This is a genomic window from Pseudomonas pseudonitroreducens (genome assembly GCF_021603645.1).
Taxonomy (GTDB): Bacteria; Pseudomonadota; Gammaproteobacteria; order Pseudomonadales; family Pseudomonadaceae; genus Pseudomonas; species Pseudomonas pseudonitroreducens.
In genome coordinates this window covers 551,084-566,752 of sequence record NZ_BQHJ01000003.1, presented here as the reverse complement: position 1 = coordinate 566,752, position 15,669 = coordinate 551,084, and the positions used below count along the sequence as shown (strand labels likewise).

The following is a 15,669-nucleotide window of genomic DNA, read 5'->3' as shown; positions in this document are numbered from 1 at the left end:
TTCTTTCGATGTTTCTGACTCAGTACGTCATGTTCCTCACGATGTTTAAGGACCTGAAGTTCGCCCCAGACTTCCTGGCAGGTACGTCCGAGACAGTTCTTGGCCTTCAGCTTCTGCAGTACATGGCCGAGCATCGCTGGCCATTCCCGCAGATGCTTCCTCAGTAAGTGCACTAGCCATTCGCTCCAGCGAATCAGAAGGAATTGACTGTGCAGCTTGAAAAGCGCGCTCATGATCTGCGCCTCGATAGGTCCTGGTTTGTTTCTGCATAACGTCCTCGGCTGCTCATCAGTACCCAGCTACCACGCTGGGCAGACCGCTCCGGCCAGGCCGGGGCGGTTTCGCTTAGTGGATGGTGGGTTTCCCCTCGGTTGATGGCGCCTGCTCCTGAGCCTCCGCACGGGCGGCCTTGCACTTGTCGCACTGGCAAGTCCCTTTCTCTGCCGCACTCTTGGTGGCCTTTGGCACGATGTCTTTGGCGACATACAGAAGGGCCAGAGCGGTGATGGCGGCCGGACCATCCTTTTTGCCTGTGCCATCCAGGACGATGCTCAGCCCGTTGCTTTCCTCGGTGATGGTGATGGTGAACTTGCTCATGAATCCCCCTAGCGCTGGCGATGGAACTTGATGTTGAAATCGCGAATGAGCTGGCGAGCGTGCTTTTCCCCGATGCCCACCGCTTTGGCGGCTTGCCCTGGGCTCGCATCCAGGGCCGCTTGCACCATGAGCCGAGCAGCCAGCGTGCGAGCGTCCAGCAGTGCAGGAGCTTTCTTGCGCTCCGGCTCCGTTCGGGCGGTCGGCTCTTTCTCCAGGAGCCTGGTCGGCTTGGCTACCAGCGGCACGGCCGGCTGTTCGAACAGGTGCGCGTAGACCGGGCTCCGGCTGGGGTTGAGGACAAACGTGTACTTGTCCCGCATCTGATGGCCGACCTCCTGTATCTCGCCGCCCTTGGCGAGAAACTCCGCAGTCAACTGCTCTAGGCGCTGACGCTCAGCTTCGTGGTACGGCGAGCGGATCGGCAGTGGATCGGTCTGCGTATCGTGGTAGCGCTCCATCAGTGGCCCTCCACGGTCACGCGCCAGCGGCTGTCGTGAGAGCCTTCGGCCTTGTCTTCGATGCACTCGACGTGGATAACGGCGTCGGGGTAGAGCTTCTGGCCCAGGCGTTTGGCGCAGGCCTCGCGGCTCCAGGAACAACTGGCCGACTTGCCGTGACTGGTTGCCGTGTAGCCATCGCCAACGCGACGCATGTTGAACTCGGTGAACAGCGCACCGAGCGCGCTCTTCATTGCAGTAGTGACCCCCATCACTTGGCCTCCCGTAGTTCGCGAATGGCTTCCAGGACCTTTGCAACCGGGTCCAGGTACTCGCCAGTGATGGCAACCACCACCAGATCGTTGCCGTTGTTCAGCGTCAGGTGCATGACGTCGAAGCTGTCAGCAGTGAGCTGCTCGGCCTCGTCGATCATCTGGCGGACGCTCTTGTCCAGGTTCATTTCATCGAGCAGAGGTGCTTGCCCCATGTCACACCCCCAGCGCCCGAACACCGGGCGCATCGTGGGTGGACAGATCGCTGATATAGCGAGCGATGGCGCCGAGGTTGGCGCGCGGTTCGGCACCAGCACGGACGCCAGGTACGCGCCAGGCCAAGCCCGCAACGGGGTCGGCACTGAGGTCAATCACTCGGCGCAGCTCGGCCGAGTCACCCACGGCGAGGGCGAAATAGCCGTCACCAGGGTGCTCGTCGTGCAGCTCGATCAGGCCGTCTATGCGGCACACGGCATAGGTCTTGACCATGATCAGTTGCCCTCCAGGAGGAAGGTCTGATGCGGGAGCTGGCCGGGTGCCTTCCTGCGACTTCTCGGAGCAACCGGCTCCGACGCCGCTCTCGGCATGACCAACTGACCAGGGCGCACCATTGACAGCTCGGCACTCGGGCTTTCTCCGACGATGTATTTGATGTCGTCGCCCGAGTAGTCCATTTCCACCCTGGCCGCGCGACTCATGATGTCGATGACCTTGAGTGCGTCTGCCTGGGGCAGCAGGTAGCGCTCGTAATTGAAGGTGACGATGCAGAGCTGCTGCTTACTGTTGCGTGCTGCCATGGTCACACCCCCGCGATGTCGAGCGGGATCGCCCGCCACTGGTCAGAGTCGCCCACACGCTCATGGACGCGGATGTAGTCCTTGGAGCCGACGACCTGGCAGGCCTCAGCGATGGCCTTCATTGCGCGCTGCCAGCGCTCGTCAGTGATTTCCAAGCGGCGAAGCGCAAGGACGTTGGCGGTACGTACCTCGCCTTTGGTGTCGGTGCGGAAAGCGTCGTTGACCAGGGTGACGACCTCCGGGCGGGCGCCCTCGGTCCATTCCAGCAAGCACTGGTCAATCAGGGCGCGGGCCGCCTGCAGGCGCTCATCGAACTGGATGGACTGCTGTACGGCCTTGGTGATCTTGAAGCGTCCATCGAACGACACCAGGCTGACGTTGCCTTTCTTGCCGCCCAGCTTGACGCCGTACTGATCGGCGGACAGCTCCACGAAAGCGGCGACGTCACCGAACGCCGACACCTTGAACTCGGCGATCAGGCTGTGCAGTTGCTTGGCCTTCTCCACAAGCTCCAGCACCAACTGGTCGCGTGCTTGGTCGATGGGCTTGATGAGGCTTTCGTGGACCAGGCGCTTCTGCGCATCCAGGCGAAAGCCTTCGGGGATTGCGATTTGGTTCATGGGATGGCTCCTGTTGCTCAGTGGAAAGTGAGGTCGATGGGGGACGGGCTGGCGAAATCGCGGTAGCTGATCGGCTCGGACCAGGTGACTTCCACGCCCTGGAACTGCGCGCTGTAACGGGTGCTGCCTGCCGAGCCCTGGCGCTGGTAGCCGCAGACCAGCTTCAGGCCCACCAGGCGGCGGCCGTCTTCAGGGCTGATGACCAGGCGGTATGCCTCAGGCTCTATGCGGTGCAGGCGGATACCCATGCGCTGCAGATCACGCGCCGCGCTGTTGAAGGCCCGCAGCCGATCAGCTAGGCGCGGGGTCAGGACTTTTAGCTGAGCGTTAGTGCTGGCTTGCATGGCTCGCCTCCAGGGCTTGGGCACAGTTGGGGTTGTTGGCGCAGTGCTGGCAGGCCTTCCACTGCTGCATGGCCTGCGGGTTGTGCGTCGGAGCCTTCTTTTCGCGATAGCTTTGGCACTCGATCAGGCTGATGGGCTCGCCCTGGGCGGGGCAGTCCAGGGCGCCGAGGGCGGCCACCACCCGGCGCTCGACCGCCGAGGTGCTCGGCGACGGGTAGCGATTGGAGAGCACCAGGCTGACCGCAGAGCGGCTCATGCCGATGCGCTCACCGGCACGGGTGCGGTTGGTCTGCTCGACCTCGGCGGCCAGCAGGCAGACCCACTGCGGGGGCTGCTCGCCCCAAGCGGACAGATCAACGCGGGCGTTCACGCCTGGTCTCCTTGTTGCTCACCCAGGGCTTCGCCGATGCGCGTGATCCAGGCGTCCCCGTACAGCACCAGTGGGCGAGCGGTTTTCAGCTCCTCCAGGAGTGCGCGCATCCGATGGTTCTCAATGCGCAGCCCCGCCAGCTCCGGGCTTTCCGGCATGTCCTTACTCCACACCACCTGGTCCAGGTTCTGGTCATAGACCTGCTCGTACTTGCTGCGCTGATAGACCGGATGCTGTGGGCCGGTATAGCGCTGGTGGACCAGTTGATAGCGCGCGGGCTTGCCTGGCGTGCCGTCGGTGCGGGTGACGTAGCCAGCAAGAGTCAGCCCCTGCAGGTAGGTGCGGGCAGCCAGCTCGGTCATGGTGATGCCATTGACGCTGGCGAGCTCTGCCGCCTCGGCGGCGCTCATCACGCCCAGAATGCGTAAGGCTCGCCAGATGCTCTCGACCCCAGATGGCGGCACACGCTCCCCACGTTTGTTGACGCGCGGGGCTTCCGCGCCTTCATCTACCAGCAGCTTCCAGCGGGCATCACGCTGGACCAGGACCTCTACACGCTCGACGATGCCGGCCTTGTTCAGGTCGCGCAGGTAGCTGCTCACGGCCTGGTCTTCCTGGCCGGACAAACGTGACACGTTGTAAGTGGTCAGGCCCTTCGGGTCGCGGGACAGCGAGCGGATGGCCTCCCACATGTGCTGGCGCGGGCTTTTGCCACCGGTCATGGTGAGGTGGATGGGCTTACGCATTGTTCACCCCCACTTTCGGCGTGAACCGAGACGGCGACCAGTCGCAAGACTCATCAGCCGGGATATGGCCGAACATGATTGTGCAGCGGCGGCAGTGAACGCAGTCGCCGCAGGTCTTCCCTTCTGGAAGGCTCATGTCATCAGCGCCACGCGGTAGAGGTTCACGGTTTTCCATGCTCAAGCCCTCTGTGCCGCAGGGGCATCGCCGGTAAACCAGCCGCGATTGCCCCACAGTTCCATCCCAAAGCTGTTGACGCCGTGAGCCTGAGCCTCGGAATTGATTCGGTAGAGGTTTACCGCCGCCCGCCGTAGGCTGCCGCGAACATTGCGGCGCAGGTCGTCGAGCAGTTCGTCCTCGATCTGCAGCCCTGGATACGCCGTCTCGGCCAAAGTGCGCAGATCGTCCAGGCTGGCCTGCTGCGCGGGGACCCACTCCAGGACTCGGTTGTGCAGGCGCTCCAGCTTGGCCAGGCTAGCTGGCACACCCTTCTCGCCAATCAGTACGATGGTTCCCTGGCTGGCGTTGTGAAGGTCGGTGATGACGTTGGCGACGGCCTTATCCAGCAGGTACTGGGCATCGTCGATCAGCAGCGGGCGCCCGGAAAGGGTCAACTGCTCAGCCACCTGGTCGACCATCTCACTCAGCGTGCGGGTTGGCACTAGCCCCATCTCACGCAGGATCGCCAGCAGGAAAGCCTTTTTGGTCCAGGCGTCACGGCACTCGACGTAATAGGCCCGGTGGCGATTAGCGGCGACTGCGGCGGATACCGACTTACCCAGGCCGGATGCACCGTACATGACCACCAGGCCCGGCAGGCCCAGCGGGCGCTGCAGGGCGCGGTCGATAGCGCTGGACAGCAGGCCCACGTTGGTCAGCGGGGCGATTTTTACGTTACTCATTTGCTCACTCCTTGGCCGCTATCCGGCGGCCGTTTGGTTATGCGGTGGCCGCGACGAATTCGAAGGTGCGGCGGATGGATTCCAGGTTCGGGTTGTTGGCGTAGCTCACCAGCCACGCGGCTTCTGCTGCGGGCAGGGCTTCGCCGGCATCGCGGCGAGCGGCTAGGCGGTTCCACAGGCGATAGCGCCCCATGTCGTCATCAGGCAGTACGAAAGCTGGCTCGGTGGCGATCAGCTCCAGGGCGGTCTGGCGAGCGTCGGCAAGCTGCTCAGGGGCAAGCTCGCGGCTCGGGGCATCGGTCGGGGCGATCAGTTCGACACGGCGGCCAGTGAGCGTCTCCAGCTTGTCGATGGAGCGCTTCATCTGGCCTTGCTCGCGGCGTTCGTAGGCCTGCTCCAGCATGGTCTTGGGCATGTAGTCGCTGGCGTTTCCATCGAGCAGGGCCTCGCCGATCAGCGCACCTTCCAGGGTGCGAACCCAAACGCGCGAAGCATCACGCACGTCATAGGCGACTCGGACCTCTTCCTGGTGCAGAGCCACTAGGTCCTGGAGGAAGTAACGCTGGTTGGCCCAGGTGACTTCGCCGCGACGAGTCGGGCGCACCACCTGGGGCCGCAGCAGGTCCTGTACCAGCTCGACGGGCGCCATCATTGGTTCCCAGCCACCCTCAATGGCGGCTTGCCATGCCTCGTTCGGGCTCATGTGGCGTGGCTTGCCGGTCTGCGGATCACGAATTTTGGCTAGCCCACGGTGCGGGCGGTTGTTGTACTGCTCCAGCTCGTACTCGACGCCGGCCATGAACTCAGCGAAGGTGGGAATCAGGCGGGTGCTGCCCGACTCGCGCAGTTGCTTGCGGCTGATGCGATGCACAGCAGTCCCCGCATGCTTGTCCATATCGGCGCCGATGTAGCTGGTCAGCTTCTTCGCTGCTGTCACCCAGATGGACTGGTGCGCACGCTCAACCAAGCCGCGCGCCTGGCTGTTGTAGGGCAGCGCGTGGGTCATGGTTCCGCCCAGGCGGTCGACCACCTCGCGCACCGTGTCGTTGGCGAAGCCCGAGCCGTTGTCCACATAGAAGATGGCGAACATACCGCCGCGCTGAATGGCATCTCGCAGCGCGTCGAGCACGCCCACGGTGGACTCGGCTTCGCCGATGGAGATGCCCATAGCGCGCCGGGTCGCCACGTCCAGGACAGTGGTCGTTTCAGGGCGGTAAGGCTTGCCGGTGCGGGGGTTGATGACCTCGGCATCGAACTTGTGGCCATCGGCGGTGTAGACGTCACCCGGCAGCAGGTTCTTGGTGTCGCGGCGCTTGAAGGCCTGCAGGGCCTTGAGTTCTTGCGGGCTCCGCCGACCAGTCTCGCGAGCCTCCGGCGACAGCTTGTCTAGGAAGCGGCGTACCTGGTGAATGCTTGGGCGGTCGCCTTCGCATTTCTCGGCATATTCGGCATAGGCCGCTTCGACGCTGGGTTTTGTCGGCCGCTGGAAGCAGCGCAGGAAGGCGGGCGCCCAGGTAGGCACACCCATGTCCGGCTTGCGCCGAGCTGGAGCAAGCGCCGACTCACCGCCGTTGCGGTAGTCGCTCAACCACCGTTTGAGGGTCCGCTCAGATAGGGTGCGGTCTGCTGTCTTGCGATCATTTGCTTGCGCAGCCTTGCTGGCCAGGTAGGGACTCAGTTGCCCATCGCGTGCCAGGCCTACCAGCGTTTCAATGGCTCGCTGCTGGCTGACCATCTCGCTCATGCGCTCGATTTCACGCACGAAGGCGAGGCGCGCGCTCATGACGTTGCGCTGATCGTCGGTCAAGCGTGACGCGGAAACAGCGTCACGCTTCGGCACTAGGATGGTCTGCGCGGAGGACATCTGCTGAGAGGACGTGCTCTGCTGATCCGCCACCAAGCGGACCAGCAAAGCGGCCTGAGCCTCTTTCGGTAGCGCAGCGAAGCCGTACTCCACGGCCTTCGTCCCGAGACGGCGCTGGCCTTCCCATCCCTCACGCTTGGCCAACTTGAGGACGCCGCGCTCCGTGCCTGGCAGCCCTGGCAGGCCAGCCAGCTCGCTGGCAGTGAACCACTTACGCATGGGGAGCCTCGCTTGCTTCAAGCTCAGCGATCAGAGCGGCCCCAAGGTTCAGGGCTGCAGTGCGCAGCCACTCGCGAGCGTCGGTCCATGCGCCGACTTCCACTCCAGAACTCTCGGCCTCTACGCACCTATAGAACTCAGTCGCGTTGCGCAGATCATCTAGTAGTGCCTGAGGGACACGGGTCATGGACGACCTCCCAGCAGGCACCCACGCCGAGCAAGTTCGTAATCGCTGATGGTCGCCATGCCGCTATCGTCCGCGCTAGACAAGCCGACCCATTCAGGATTGAACAGATGGTTGACCGCAGGACGCCCTTTGCCTTGAGCAGGAGTGCGTCCCTCGAAGCGGGCGTGATACTCACCTGTGCCAAAGGCCTCGCGAATCACCAGCCAAGTACCAGGCTTCAAGTGCGACGGTCTCATGCTGCACCTCCAATCTGGCGGCGCAGGGCACGTGCCTGGCGTGTGGCCTCTTCGCGGATGCTCTCCACGCGACCGAGTTCGGCCAGCAGAGCATCACGTCCCCAACTGACGCGGCCACCCCTGACCGTGACGATCAGGTCAGACAGTTGATGGCTGCCACAAACCTGCTCCAAGAGCGCGGCTCGGTAGAAAGGCAGGTTGTGGTCGATGCGGGCCGGGCTTGACCAGGCGTCCAGCATTGCCTTGCTGATGTCCTCGCCAGCGAGGCGCGACATCTGCGCTGCAACGTCGAAGCGCTCAAGTCCGGTGCTCTTCGCGTCGCTCAGCATTTCGCTGATGATTTCGCTTACCTGGACGCGGAAGTCACAGGCACTGACCAGTTGAGGTTGTGGCACATCGAAGTCGATGTTTATGGTGCGGTCGTCTTTTCCGTGACGCATGTTCAAGCCTCCGTTCCGGTTTTACGGTGCGGAACAGGAACGTAACGGCTAGACTGGGCACGCTCGGTACACTGATATTGCATCGTGCTTTCCGCACGATTAGGGCGCTGCCGTTTGGGGGTGCCGTCGCTGTTCCAACGCTCTGGCCAAAGCTGCTGCGGCTCGACACCGAGAGCAGCGGCGATTGCGCGCTCAATGCGGGGATAGGGGGTTGTCTTCACTGCCCGGATTGCGCGGTCAGTAACAGTCAACTGCCGAGCCAGCTCGGCTGCCGAGGAACCCCGAATTCGCAGTTGGTACTTGATCCACTCCCAGCGCTGGGCTGGGTCGCGTGGCATGTTGTTGGCGTCCATCTCATAACCATCTTGGCGGGTGGTTTCTTTAGGCCGTCTAACGACCTGTTGCGGATAAACATAGCGAAAGAGATAGGCGCCATCAAGCGAAAAAGCTAGTTCCGATTGGCTCATTCGCTTCATCCGCATAGCTAAAGAGATAAACCCTAATGAAATCAGACGATTACGCCGAATCGGAACAATCGGAACCCGCAGAGCCCCGCGTTCCGTTTAGTCCGCTGGCAATCGGAACCAGGATTGAGGAGTTAGCCGCCAGGGTCGGGGGCAAGAGAGAACTAGCAAACCTGTCAGGCATTCATGAGACGCAGCTGTACAAGTACATCAAAGGTGCTAATGCACCCAGCATCTCGGCAGCGGTAGCGCTCGCTGGGGCAGCAGGGGCAAGCCTGGACTGGTTGCTACTGGGGAAGCCCTCGCCAGATGCGGCGTGGGCGGCTCCGCTAGACGATGAGACATATGCGTTCATTCCGCTTTACGACGCTCGCTGTAGCGCTGGGCACGGCGCATGGAACGAGCGCGCCAAGGTACTTACAAACCTGGCGTTTACGCGTTACTCGCTGCGGAAGAAGGGGCTCAAACCAGATAACCTGGCTTGTCTAAGAAACGATGGCGATTCGATGGTTGGGCTGATCGAGGATGACGATACCGTCATGATTGATCTGAGTCGGGATAGCCTTGAGGGAGAGGGTGTCTATGTCATCCTGCTAGATGACCACCTCTATGCTAAGCGCCTGCAAAGGCAGTTCGATGGCTCGGTCCATATCATCAGCGAGAACAAAGCCTATAACCTGATGGTCGTGCCTAAGGGGCTGACTGAGGGCTTACAGATTGTTGGCCGCGTTGTCTGGGCTGGCGGCTGGTTGATCTGACGTTTGCGTTATTCCAGGTACGGTGCCAATCCCCCCGCGAAATTTGACGGTTGTCCCCGCAGACGCTTCGCGGAGCTTTGGCACCGATTCTGAAAGGGCTGTCCGCTGCAGCCCTTGCCCGCTTTGGCTTCCCCGCCTTCTTCCGGTTTCATCCGGTCTCTTCCGGCTTCCCCCAGCCCAGTGCCAAACCTTTAACCCCCTCACACTTTGGCGCTTAAGGTCTTCCAGAGAAATATCCGCACACGCCGAATGCCCCGTTCAGGAGGCCTCGTTGAAGCGGGGTTTCAGGGGTTGAGCGGCATGGATGCCGCGAGAGCCGTGAAGGGCCAGGGATGGCCCTTCACGGCGGGCCCCTGAAACTTCGCTTCAACGAGGGTATTTTTCGCCTAAGCGAAAAACCGGATGTCCGGGGCAAGACTTTTTGGTTCCTTTTGTGGCGTTTGACAAAAGGGACTCGCCCGAGGGGGCGAAACACAGAGTCCGCGCGTACGCCAAAGCGATGCTGAACCACCCCAACCAGAAGCATCGCAATCAAAGCTCAAAATCAGTCCCAGGGCTTGCCCTTGGTCCCCCGCTGCACCGGCACGCGCTGCTGCATCGCAGCCTTGGCCAGCAGGTGCGCGCTCACCGGTGCGGTGATGAAGAGGAACACCGTGATCAGCACTTCGTGCAGGCTCACGCCCTCGCCGCGCGTGCTGAAGTACAGCAGCGAGGCCAGCACCACGCCGCCCACGCCCAGGGTCGAGGCCTTGGTCGGGGCGTGCAGGCGCGTGTAGAAGTCCGGCAGCCGGTACAGGCCGATGGCGCCGAGCAGGGCGAACAGGCTGCCGGCCAGCAGCAGGAAGCAGACCAGCGCTTCAATGAGCATGTTCATTCGATGATGTCTCCGCGCAGGAGGAACTTGCACAGCGCCACGGTGCTGACGAAGCCCATCACCGCGATCAGCAGCGCCGCCTCGAAGTACAGGCCGCTGCCCTTCCAGATGCCGAACAGCACGATCAATGCGATGGCTTCCACCGACAGGGTGTCCAGCGCCAGGATGCGGTCTGCCACCGACGGCCCGCGAACCAGCCGCGCCACGGTGAGCAGCACGGCGATCCCCAGCAGCACCAGGCAGATCGGGATCACGATGCCGAGCATGCGAATACCTCCTTCAGCGGCGCCTCGTAACGCGCCTTGATATCCGCGACCAGCGCCTGCGGATTGGGCACGTCGATGCCATGGACCAGCAGCCTGCGGCGGTCGGCGGACAAGTCGGCCGAACAGGTACCCGGGGTCAGGGTGATGACGCTGGCGAGGATGCTGATGGCCAGGTCATCGGTCAGCTCCAGCGGGATTTCCACGAAGCCGGGCCGCAGGTTGGCCTTCGGCCCCAGCACCAGTTTCGCCACCTGCAGGTTGGCAACCACGATGTCGTAGAGCACCAGGCCGATGAAGCGCAGCAGCAGCCCAGGTCGCTGGATGCGTGGCGCCGCCAGCAGCAGATTGCGGCACAGCAGCGGGATCGCCAGGCCGAGGAAGGCGCCGAGCAGCCAGTGGCCCAGGGAGAAATCGTTGACCAGCAGCAACCAGGTCAGTAGCAGTACGCCGCTGAGCAGCGGGTGTGGAAGCAGACGACGAATCATGCGCCACCTCCCAGCAGGATTGCGTGGCGATACAGCCCGGCATCCAGCAATTGCGCGGCAGTGGCCTGGGTGTAGTCGATCAGCGGTCGCGCGGCAACCACCATCAGCGGTGCACTAGCCAGCAGGCCGAAGGCCGCCAGCAGCTTCACCGGTTCACGTTCGGCGCTGCCCAGCACGGTGTGCCCGGTGCGCCAGAACAGCGTGCTGCCGGCGCGGCTCAAGGCAACGATGGTTACCAGCCCGCTCACCAGCACCACGCTCCACAGCGCGATAGCCTCGCTGCCGCCGCTGACCGAGCGCAGCAGCATCAGCTTGCCGAGGAAGCCCGACAGTGGCGGCAACCCGGCAACCGCAATGGCGCCGAAGAAGAACGCAGCGCCCAGCAGATGCGGCTGCAGCAACGCCGGGCCTTGCACCAGCCGGCCGGCCTTGTCACCACGCTGGCGGGCGATCAGGTCGGCCAGCAGGAACAGGCCGCCGGCCACCCAGATGCTGTGCAGCAGGTAGTACAGCGCGGCGGACAATGCTTCCGGCGTGCCCAAAGCAATGGCCGCCAGCAGCGTACCGGCCGATACCACGACCAGATACGACAACAGGCCCTGCAGCGTGGTCGCCGCCAGGGTACCCAGCGCACCGGCCACGATACCGGCCAGCGCCAGTGGCCACAGCCAGGCCTGCGCGAGGTTCGCCAACTCGCCGGCCTGCTCGCCGAAGATCAGCGTATACACGCGCAGGATCGAGTAGATGCCCACCTTGGTCATGATCGAGAACAGCGCCGCCACCGGCGCGCTGGCTTCGGCGTAGGCCCTGGGCAGCCAGAAGTAAAGCGGCAGCAACGCCGCTTTGAGGCCGAACACCACCAGCAGCAACAGCGCCGCCGCACGTACCAGCGGCGCCTGCTCGGCGCTCAACTGCGCCACGCGCTCGGCCATGTGCGCCATGTTCAGGGTGCCGGTGATGCCATAGAGGGTGCCTACGGCGATGAGGAAGAACGCCGAGCCAACCAGGTTGAGCACCACATAGTGCACACCCGCGCGCACCCGCCCTGCCCCGCCGCCATGCAGCAACAGCGCATAGGACGCGATCAGCAGGATCTCGAAGAACACGAACAGGTTGAACAGGTCGCCGGTGAGAAAGGCGCCGTTGAGCCCGAGCAGCTGGAACTGGAACAACGGGTGGAAGCGCTTGCCGCGCTTGTCGTCCCCGCGCAGTGCGTAGATCAGCGACAGGCTGGCGAGCAGCGCGGTAGCGGCAATCATCAGCGCACTGAGGCGGTCCAGCACCAGGATGATGCCGAACGGCGGCTGCCAGTTGCCCAGCGCGTAGAACTGCACCACGCCACTGTCGGCCTGTTGCAACAGCACGGCGGAAAGCGGCAACAAGGCCAAGGTGGCGAGCAACGACAGGGCTCGTTGCAGGCGTTCGCCAACCAGCAGCAGCGCACAGCCGGCGAACAGCGGCAGCAGGACGGGCAGGATCAGCCAGTGGTTCATCGGCCTTCCTCCCCATTACCGCCATCGACATGATCGCCGCCAGTCTCCGCCAGCCCACGCAGGGCCAGGACGATAACGAAGGCGGTCATGGCGAAGCCGATGACGATGGCGGTCAGCACCAGCGCCTGGGGGATCGGATCGCCGGCATTGGCAACCTTGCCGACCACCGCCGGGTCACCGGCCAGGCGGCCCATGGCGAAGAGAAACAGGTTCACTGCGTAGGACAGCAAGGTCAGCCCCAGCACGACGGGGAAGGTGCGCGCGCGCAGCAGCAGGTAGACGCCGCTGGCGGTCAGCAGGCCGAGAGCGATGGCGAACAGCGCTTCCATCAGTGCGCCTCCTTGGTCAGAGGCTCCGGCGGCGCGGTGACCGAACCCAGCCCGGAAAGAATCAGCAGCGTCGCGCCAACCACGGTGAAGTACACGCCCAGGTCGAAGAGCATGGCGGTAGCCAGCTCGATCTCGCCCACCAGCGGAATGTGGAAGTGGCCGAACGCCGAGGTGAGGAACGGGAAACCGAAGAACCAGGCGCCCAGGCCGGTCAGCCCGGCGATCAGCACACCGAGGCCGGCCAGGCGGCTGTAGTCCAGCGGCAGGCGCGTGTTCACCCAACGGCTGCCACAGGCGATGTACTGGAGGATCAGCGCCACCGAGGTGATCAACCCGGCAATGAAGCCGCCACCCGGCAGGTTGTGCCCGCGCAGGAAGATGAACACCGAGACCAGCAGCGCCAGCGGCAGCAGCAGGCGCGACAGCGCGGCGAGGATGGGCGGGAAGCGATCCTTCGCCCAGGCGCGGCCTTCGTCGTCCTGCTCGCGGCGCAGCAGGCGCAGGCCGTCGAGCAGCGCGAAGATACCGACGGCGGCGATGGCCAGCACGGTGATCTCGCCGAGGGTATCGAAGCCACGGAAGTCCACCAGGATCACGTTCACCACGTTGTGACCGCCGCCACCGGTGACGCTGTTCTCCAGGTAGTAACCGGCGATGCTGTCGTACGGCCGGGTGAGCACGGCATAGGTCAGCAGCGTGACCATTACTCCGGCACCCACGGCGATCACGAAATCACGCAAGCGGCGCAGGCTGCTGGACGTCTTCGGCGTGCGCGCTGGCAGGTAGTACAGCGCCAGCATCAGCAGGACCATGGTCACCACCTCCACCGACAGCTGGGTCAGCGCCAGGTCCGGCGCAGCGAAGCGGGCGAAGGCCAGCGCCACCAGCAACCCGGCGATGCTGAGGATGACCAGTGCGGTCAGGCGCTGGCGGTGGAACCATACGGTGAGCGGGCCGGCGACGGCCAGCAGTGCCAGCCCCAGGGCGGTGATGCCATCCAGAGGCGTCTGCGCACGCGCGCCCTCGATACCCGGCAGCGGTGCAAGACCGGCGAACACCACCACCACGGCAGCCAGCACCAGCAGCATGGAATAGCGCTGCAGCGAGCCGTTCTCCAGCAAGTCGGTGGCGCGCGCGGCAAAGCGCACCACGCGCTGCACCTGCTGCTCGAACACCAGTTTGGCATCCATCGCCGGCAACCCGGCGTACCAGTCGAACAGTGGCTTGCGCAGCACGTAGAGCAGCACGCCACCGGCACTCGCCACGAAACTCATGGCCAGCGGCGCGTTGAAGCCGTGCCAGATCGCCAGGCTGTACTCGGGCAGCGCACCGTTCAGGCTCGACGCCGCGGCGCCGGCCAGCAGCGGCCCGACGATGATCCCCGGCATAACGCCAACCAGCAGGCAGATCAGCACCAGGATTTCCACCGGCACCTTCATGTAGCGCGGCGGCTCGTGCGGGTGCGGGTTGGGCAGGTTGATCGGTTCGCCGTTGAAGAACACGTCGTGGATGAAGCGCACCGAGTAGCTCACCGAGAACAGTGCGCCGACGGTCGCCAGCGCCGGGATCAGCCAGTTGAAGCTACCCATCATGTTCTGCGCCAGGGTCTCGCCGAAGAACATCTCCTTGCTGAGGAATCCATTGAGCAGCGGCACACCAGCCATGGACGCCGACGCCACCATTGCCAGAACGGCGGTGTGCGGCATGTACTTCCACATGCCGTTGATGCGGCGCATGTCGCGGCTGCCAGTCTCGTGGTCGATGATCCCGGCGGCCATGAACAGCGAGGCCTTGAAGGTCGCGTGGTTGATGATGTGGAAGATCGCCGCGACGTTGGCCATGGGCGAATCCAGGCCGAACAGCAGGGTGATCAGGCCCAGGTGGCTGATGGTGGAATACGCCAGCAGGCCCTTGAGGTCATTCTGGAACAGCGCCATGAAGGCGCCCATCAGCAGGGTCGCCAGGCCGGTCAGACTGACCAGGTAGAACCACAGGTCATTGCCCGACAGCAGCGGATACAGGCGCGCCAGCAGGAACACACCGGCCTTCACCATGGTCGCCGAGTGCAGGTAGGCCGACACTGGCGTCGGCGCCGCCATGGCGTGGGGCAACCAGAAGTGGAACGGGAACTGCGCCGACTTGGTGAACACGCCCAGCAGCACCAGGCACAGCGCCAGCGGGAACAACGGGCTGGCCTGCAGCACCTCGCGCGCGCCGAGCACGCTGCTCAGCTCGAAGCTGCCGACCACGTGGCCGATCAACAGGATGCCGGCGAGCAGCGCCAGGCCGCCGCCACCGGTGACCGCCAGGGACATCCGCGCGCCCTTGCGCGCATCCGAGCGATGCCCCCAGAAGCCGATCAGCAGGAACGACGACAGGCTGGTCAGCTCCCAGAACACCAGCATCAGCAACAGGTTTTCGCTGAGCACCACGCCAAGCATGGCGCCCATGAACAGCAGCAGGAAGGCGAAGAAGCGCCCGGCGGGCTCCTTCTCGGACAGGTAATAGCAGGCGTAGAGGATCACCAGCAGGCCGATGCCGAGGATCAGCAGGGCGAACAGGAAGCCCAGGCCATCCAGGCGCAGGCTGAGGTTCAGGCCCAGCTCCGGCAGCCACTGCTGGCGATACACCTGCGCATCGGAACCCAGCACCGAGCGTTGCCCCAGCAGCAGGATCAAGCCCAGCAATGGCACCAGGCCGGTGGCGGCAGCGCAGGCGGTACGGCCGAAACGCTCGGTCAGCAGCGGCAGCAAAACCCCGAAGAAAGGCAGCGCGATAATCAGCGCCAACGTCATGACCTACTCCTTTTCACCGCCGGACGGCGTTCTGGCAGACAACACCGCACACAGGCGGCCGGCTTGCAAAGGCGACGATTATCCATATCTATCGATTACGCGTCATGGATTGAATTATTACGAAAATACAGCCATGAGCCGCAGCTGCATTGAGCTGCGACGGATTTTCCGATCCC

General features: G+C 63.8%; 22 protein-coding genes and 1 other RNA gene. 1 reads left to right on the top strand and 22 read right to left on the bottom strand.

Translation table 11 applies throughout. The features are described 5' to 3' along the window. The 16 genes from L6D89_RS10575 to L6D89_RS10500 form a co-directional block, all read right to left on the bottom strand. Nucleotides 1-233: hypothetical protein (locus L6D89_RS10575; protein ID WP_236199634.1), on the bottom strand; the 233-nt coding region annotated here is incomplete at its 3' end. A 42-nt stretch (nucleotides 234-275) separates the two neighbouring features. After that, nucleotides 276-347: hammerhead ribozyme type II (locus L6D89_RS10570), an RNA gene on the bottom strand. Beyond that, nucleotides 346-597, bottom strand: a complete 252-nt coding sequence (locus L6D89_RS10565) for a hypothetical protein (protein WP_236199633.1) — start codon at nucleotides 595-597, stop codon at nucleotides 346-348. Before L6D89_RS10565 ends, L6D89_RS10570 begins: the two co-directional genes overlap by 2 nt. 8 nt (nucleotides 598-605) lie before the next feature. Then, nucleotides 606-1,055, bottom strand: coding sequence for a hypothetical protein (locus L6D89_RS10560; protein WP_236199632.1), 450 nt, complete (start codon nucleotides 1,053-1,055; stop codon nucleotides 606-608). Next, nucleotides 1,055-1,306, bottom strand: coding sequence for a hypothetical protein (locus L6D89_RS10555; protein ID WP_236199631.1), 252 nt, complete (start codon nucleotides 1,304-1,306; stop codon nucleotides 1,055-1,057). Before L6D89_RS10555 ends, L6D89_RS10560 begins: the two co-directional genes overlap by 1 nt. Beyond that, entirely contained in the window at nucleotides 1,306-1,521 is a 216-nt protein-coding gene (locus L6D89_RS10550) for a hypothetical protein (RefSeq protein WP_236199630.1), read from the bottom strand. The genes L6D89_RS10555 and L6D89_RS10550 overlap by 1 nt, the downstream gene beginning before the upstream one ends. 1 nt (nucleotide 1,522) lies before the next feature. Then, nucleotides 1,523-1,795: a hypothetical protein gene (locus tag L6D89_RS10545; protein ID WP_236199629.1), complete on the bottom strand. Its 273-nt coding sequence runs from the start codon at nucleotides 1,793-1,795 to the stop codon at nucleotides 1,523-1,525. 2 nt (nucleotides 1,796-1,797) lie between these two features. Further along, complete coding sequence (locus L6D89_RS10540) at nucleotides 1,798-2,103, bottom strand: hypothetical protein (RefSeq protein ID WP_236199628.1); 306 nt, start codon at nucleotides 2,101-2,103, stop codon at nucleotides 1,798-1,800. A 2-nt stretch (nucleotides 2,104-2,105) separates the two neighbouring features. Further along, nucleotides 2,106-2,723 carry a DUF3164 family protein gene (locus L6D89_RS10535; protein WP_054906990.1) on the bottom strand — a complete coding sequence of 206 codons (618 nt, stop codon included), beginning with the start codon at nucleotides 2,721-2,723 and terminating at the stop codon, nucleotides 2,106-2,108. A 17-nt stretch (nucleotides 2,724-2,740) separates the two neighbouring features. Beyond that, complete coding sequence (locus L6D89_RS10530; RefSeq protein ID WP_236199627.1) at nucleotides 2,741-3,067, bottom strand: hypothetical protein; 327 nt, start codon at nucleotides 3,065-3,067, stop codon at nucleotides 2,741-2,743. After that, nucleotides 3,051-3,437, bottom strand: a complete 387-nt coding sequence (locus L6D89_RS10525) for a helix-turn-helix domain-containing protein (protein WP_236199626.1) — start codon at nucleotides 3,435-3,437, stop codon at nucleotides 3,051-3,053. Before L6D89_RS10525 ends, L6D89_RS10530 begins: the two co-directional genes overlap by 17 nt. After that, nucleotides 3,434-4,183, bottom strand: coding sequence for a MarR family transcriptional regulator (locus L6D89_RS10520; protein WP_236199625.1), 750 nt, complete (start codon nucleotides 4,181-4,183; stop codon nucleotides 3,434-3,436). The genes L6D89_RS10525 and L6D89_RS10520 overlap by 4 nt, the downstream gene beginning before the upstream one ends. A 177-nt stretch (nucleotides 4,184-4,360) precedes the next feature. Next, the gene (locus L6D89_RS10515; protein WP_236199624.1) at nucleotides 4,361-5,083 is read right to left on the bottom strand and encodes an AAA family ATPase; all 723 of its coding nucleotides are present in this window, start codon (nucleotides 5,081-5,083) and stop codon (nucleotides 4,361-4,363) included. Nucleotides 5,084-5,120: 37 nt separating this feature from the next. Continuing rightward, nucleotides 5,121-7,166, bottom strand: coding sequence for a DNA-binding protein (locus L6D89_RS10510; protein WP_236199623.1), 2,046 nt, complete (start codon nucleotides 7,164-7,166; stop codon nucleotides 5,121-5,123). Between the two features lie 419 nt (nucleotides 7,167-7,585). Then, nucleotides 7,586-8,029, bottom strand: a complete 444-nt coding sequence (locus L6D89_RS10505; protein ID WP_236199622.1) for a hypothetical protein — start codon at nucleotides 8,027-8,029, stop codon at nucleotides 7,586-7,588. Between the two features lie 2 nt (nucleotides 8,030-8,031). After that, a complete protein-coding gene (locus L6D89_RS10500) occupies nucleotides 8,032-8,496 on the bottom strand; it encodes a helix-turn-helix domain-containing protein (RefSeq protein WP_236199621.1) in 465 nt (154 codons plus the stop codon). A gap of 35 nt (nucleotides 8,497-8,531) precedes the next feature. Here L6D89_RS10500 and L6D89_RS10495 point away from each other — a divergent pair, with 35 nt between their 5' ends. After that, the gene (locus tag L6D89_RS10495) at nucleotides 8,532-9,251 is read left to right on the top strand and encodes a S24 family peptidase (RefSeq protein WP_236199620.1); all 720 of its coding nucleotides are present in this window, start codon (nucleotides 8,532-8,534) and stop codon (nucleotides 9,249-9,251) included. 544 nt (nucleotides 9,252-9,795) lie between these two features. Here L6D89_RS10495 and L6D89_RS10490 read toward each other — a convergent pair. The 6 genes from L6D89_RS10490 to L6D89_RS10465 are packed head-to-tail and all read right to left on the bottom strand — an operon-like array spanning nucleotide 9,796 to nucleotide 15,493. Continuing rightward, nucleotides 9,796-10,125 (bottom strand): Na+/H+ antiporter subunit G, encoded by a 330-nt coding sequence (locus L6D89_RS10490; protein ID WP_236199619.1) that lies wholly within the window; start codon nucleotides 10,123-10,125, stop codon nucleotides 9,796-9,798. Further along, nucleotides 10,122-10,391: a K+/H+ antiporter subunit F gene (locus tag L6D89_RS10485; RefSeq protein WP_236174720.1), complete on the bottom strand. Its 270-nt coding sequence runs from the start codon at nucleotides 10,389-10,391 to the stop codon at nucleotides 10,122-10,124. Before L6D89_RS10485 ends, L6D89_RS10490 begins: the two co-directional genes overlap by 4 nt. Beyond that, nucleotides 10,376-10,876 (bottom strand): Na+/H+ antiporter subunit E, encoded by a 501-nt coding sequence (locus L6D89_RS10480; protein ID WP_236199618.1) that lies wholly within the window; start codon nucleotides 10,874-10,876, stop codon nucleotides 10,376-10,378. Before L6D89_RS10480 ends, L6D89_RS10485 begins: the two co-directional genes overlap by 16 nt. Next, nucleotides 10,873-12,369 (bottom strand): monovalent cation/H+ antiporter subunit D, encoded by a 1,497-nt coding sequence (locus tag L6D89_RS10475; protein ID WP_236199617.1) that lies wholly within the window; start codon nucleotides 12,367-12,369, stop codon nucleotides 10,873-10,875. Before L6D89_RS10475 ends, L6D89_RS10480 begins: the two co-directional genes overlap by 4 nt. Further along, a complete protein-coding gene (locus tag L6D89_RS10470; RefSeq protein WP_236174723.1) occupies nucleotides 12,366-12,698 on the bottom strand; it encodes a Na+/H+ antiporter subunit C in 333 nt (110 codons plus the stop codon). The genes L6D89_RS10475 and L6D89_RS10470 overlap by 4 nt, the downstream gene beginning before the upstream one ends. Continuing rightward, nucleotides 12,698-15,493, bottom strand: coding sequence for a monovalent cation/H+ antiporter subunit A (locus tag L6D89_RS10465; RefSeq protein ID WP_236199616.1), 2,796 nt, complete (start codon nucleotides 15,491-15,493; stop codon nucleotides 12,698-12,700). Before L6D89_RS10465 ends, L6D89_RS10470 begins: the two co-directional genes overlap by 1 nt. Between the last annotated feature and the right edge of the window lie 176 nt (nucleotides 15,494-15,669).

Excerpts from the sequence above, each read along its gene's own strand:
- L6D89_RS10560 (WP_236199632.1), bottom strand. The coding sequence starts at position 1,055 with ATGGAGCGCTACCACGATACGCAGACCGATCCACTGCCGATCCGCTCG.
- L6D89_RS10565 (WP_236199633.1), bottom strand. The coding sequence starts at position 597 with ATGAGCAAGTTCACCATCACCATCACCGAGGAAAGCAACGGGCTGAGC.
- L6D89_RS10520 (WP_236199625.1), bottom strand. The coding sequence starts at position 4,183 with ATGCGTAAGCCCATCCACCTCACCATGACCGGTGGCAAAAGCCCGCGC.
- L6D89_RS10555 (WP_236199631.1), bottom strand. The coding sequence starts at position 1,306 with ATGGGGGTCACTACTGCAATGAAGAGCGCGCTCGGTGCGCTGTTCACC.
- L6D89_RS10485 (WP_236174720.1), bottom strand. The coding sequence starts at position 10,391 with ATGCTCGGCATCGTGATCCCGATCTGCCTGGTGCTGCTGGGGATCGCC.
- L6D89_RS10470 (WP_236174723.1), bottom strand. The coding sequence starts at position 12,698 with ATGGAAGCGCTGTTCGCCATCGCTCTCGGCCTGCTGACCGCCAGCGGC.
- L6D89_RS10495 (WP_236199620.1), top strand. The coding sequence starts at position 8,532 with ATGAAATCAGACGATTACGCCGAATCGGAACAATCGGAACCCGCAGAG.
- L6D89_RS10550 (WP_236199630.1), bottom strand. The coding sequence starts at position 1,521 with ATGGGGCAAGCACCTCTGCTCGATGAAATGAACCTGGACAAGAGCGTC.
- L6D89_RS10530 (WP_236199627.1), bottom strand. The coding sequence starts at position 3,067 with ATGCAAGCCAGCACTAACGCTCAGCTAAAAGTCCTGACCCCGCGCCTA.
- L6D89_RS10490 (WP_236199619.1), bottom strand. The coding sequence starts at position 10,125 with ATGAACATGCTCATTGAAGCGCTGGTCTGCTTCCTGCTGCTGGCCGGC.
- L6D89_RS10465 (WP_236199616.1), bottom strand. The coding sequence starts at position 15,493 with ATGACGTTGGCGCTGATTATCGCGCTGCCTTTCTTCGGGGTTTTGCTG.
- L6D89_RS10545 (WP_236199629.1), bottom strand. The coding sequence starts at position 1,795 with ATGGTCAAGACCTATGCCGTGTGCCGCATAGACGGCCTGATCGAGCTG.
- L6D89_RS10535 (WP_054906990.1), bottom strand. The coding sequence starts at position 2,723 with ATGAACCAAATCGCAATCCCCGAAGGCTTTCGCCTGGATGCGCAGAAG.
- L6D89_RS10515 (WP_236199624.1), bottom strand. The coding sequence starts at position 5,083 with ATGAGTAACGTAAAAATCGCCCCGCTGACCAACGTGGGCCTGCTGTCC.
- L6D89_RS10540 (WP_236199628.1), bottom strand. The coding sequence starts at position 2,103 with ATGGCAGCACGCAACAGTAAGCAGCAGCTCTGCATCGTCACCTTCAAT.
- L6D89_RS10480 (WP_236199618.1), bottom strand. The coding sequence starts at position 10,876 with ATGATTCGTCGTCTGCTTCCACACCCGCTGCTCAGCGGCGTACTGCTA.
- L6D89_RS10500 (WP_236199621.1), bottom strand. The coding sequence starts at position 8,496 with ATGAGCCAATCGGAACTAGCTTTTTCGCTTGATGGCGCCTATCTCTTT.
- L6D89_RS10475 (WP_236199617.1), bottom strand. The coding sequence starts at position 12,369 with ATGAACCACTGGCTGATCCTGCCCGTCCTGCTGCCGCTGTTCGCCGGC.
- L6D89_RS10505 (WP_236199622.1), bottom strand. The coding sequence starts at position 8,029 with ATGCGTCACGGAAAAGACGACCGCACCATAAACATCGACTTCGATGTG.
- L6D89_RS10510 (WP_236199623.1), bottom strand. The coding sequence starts at position 7,166 with ATGCGTAAGTGGTTCACTGCCAGCGAGCTGGCTGGCCTGCCAGGGCTG.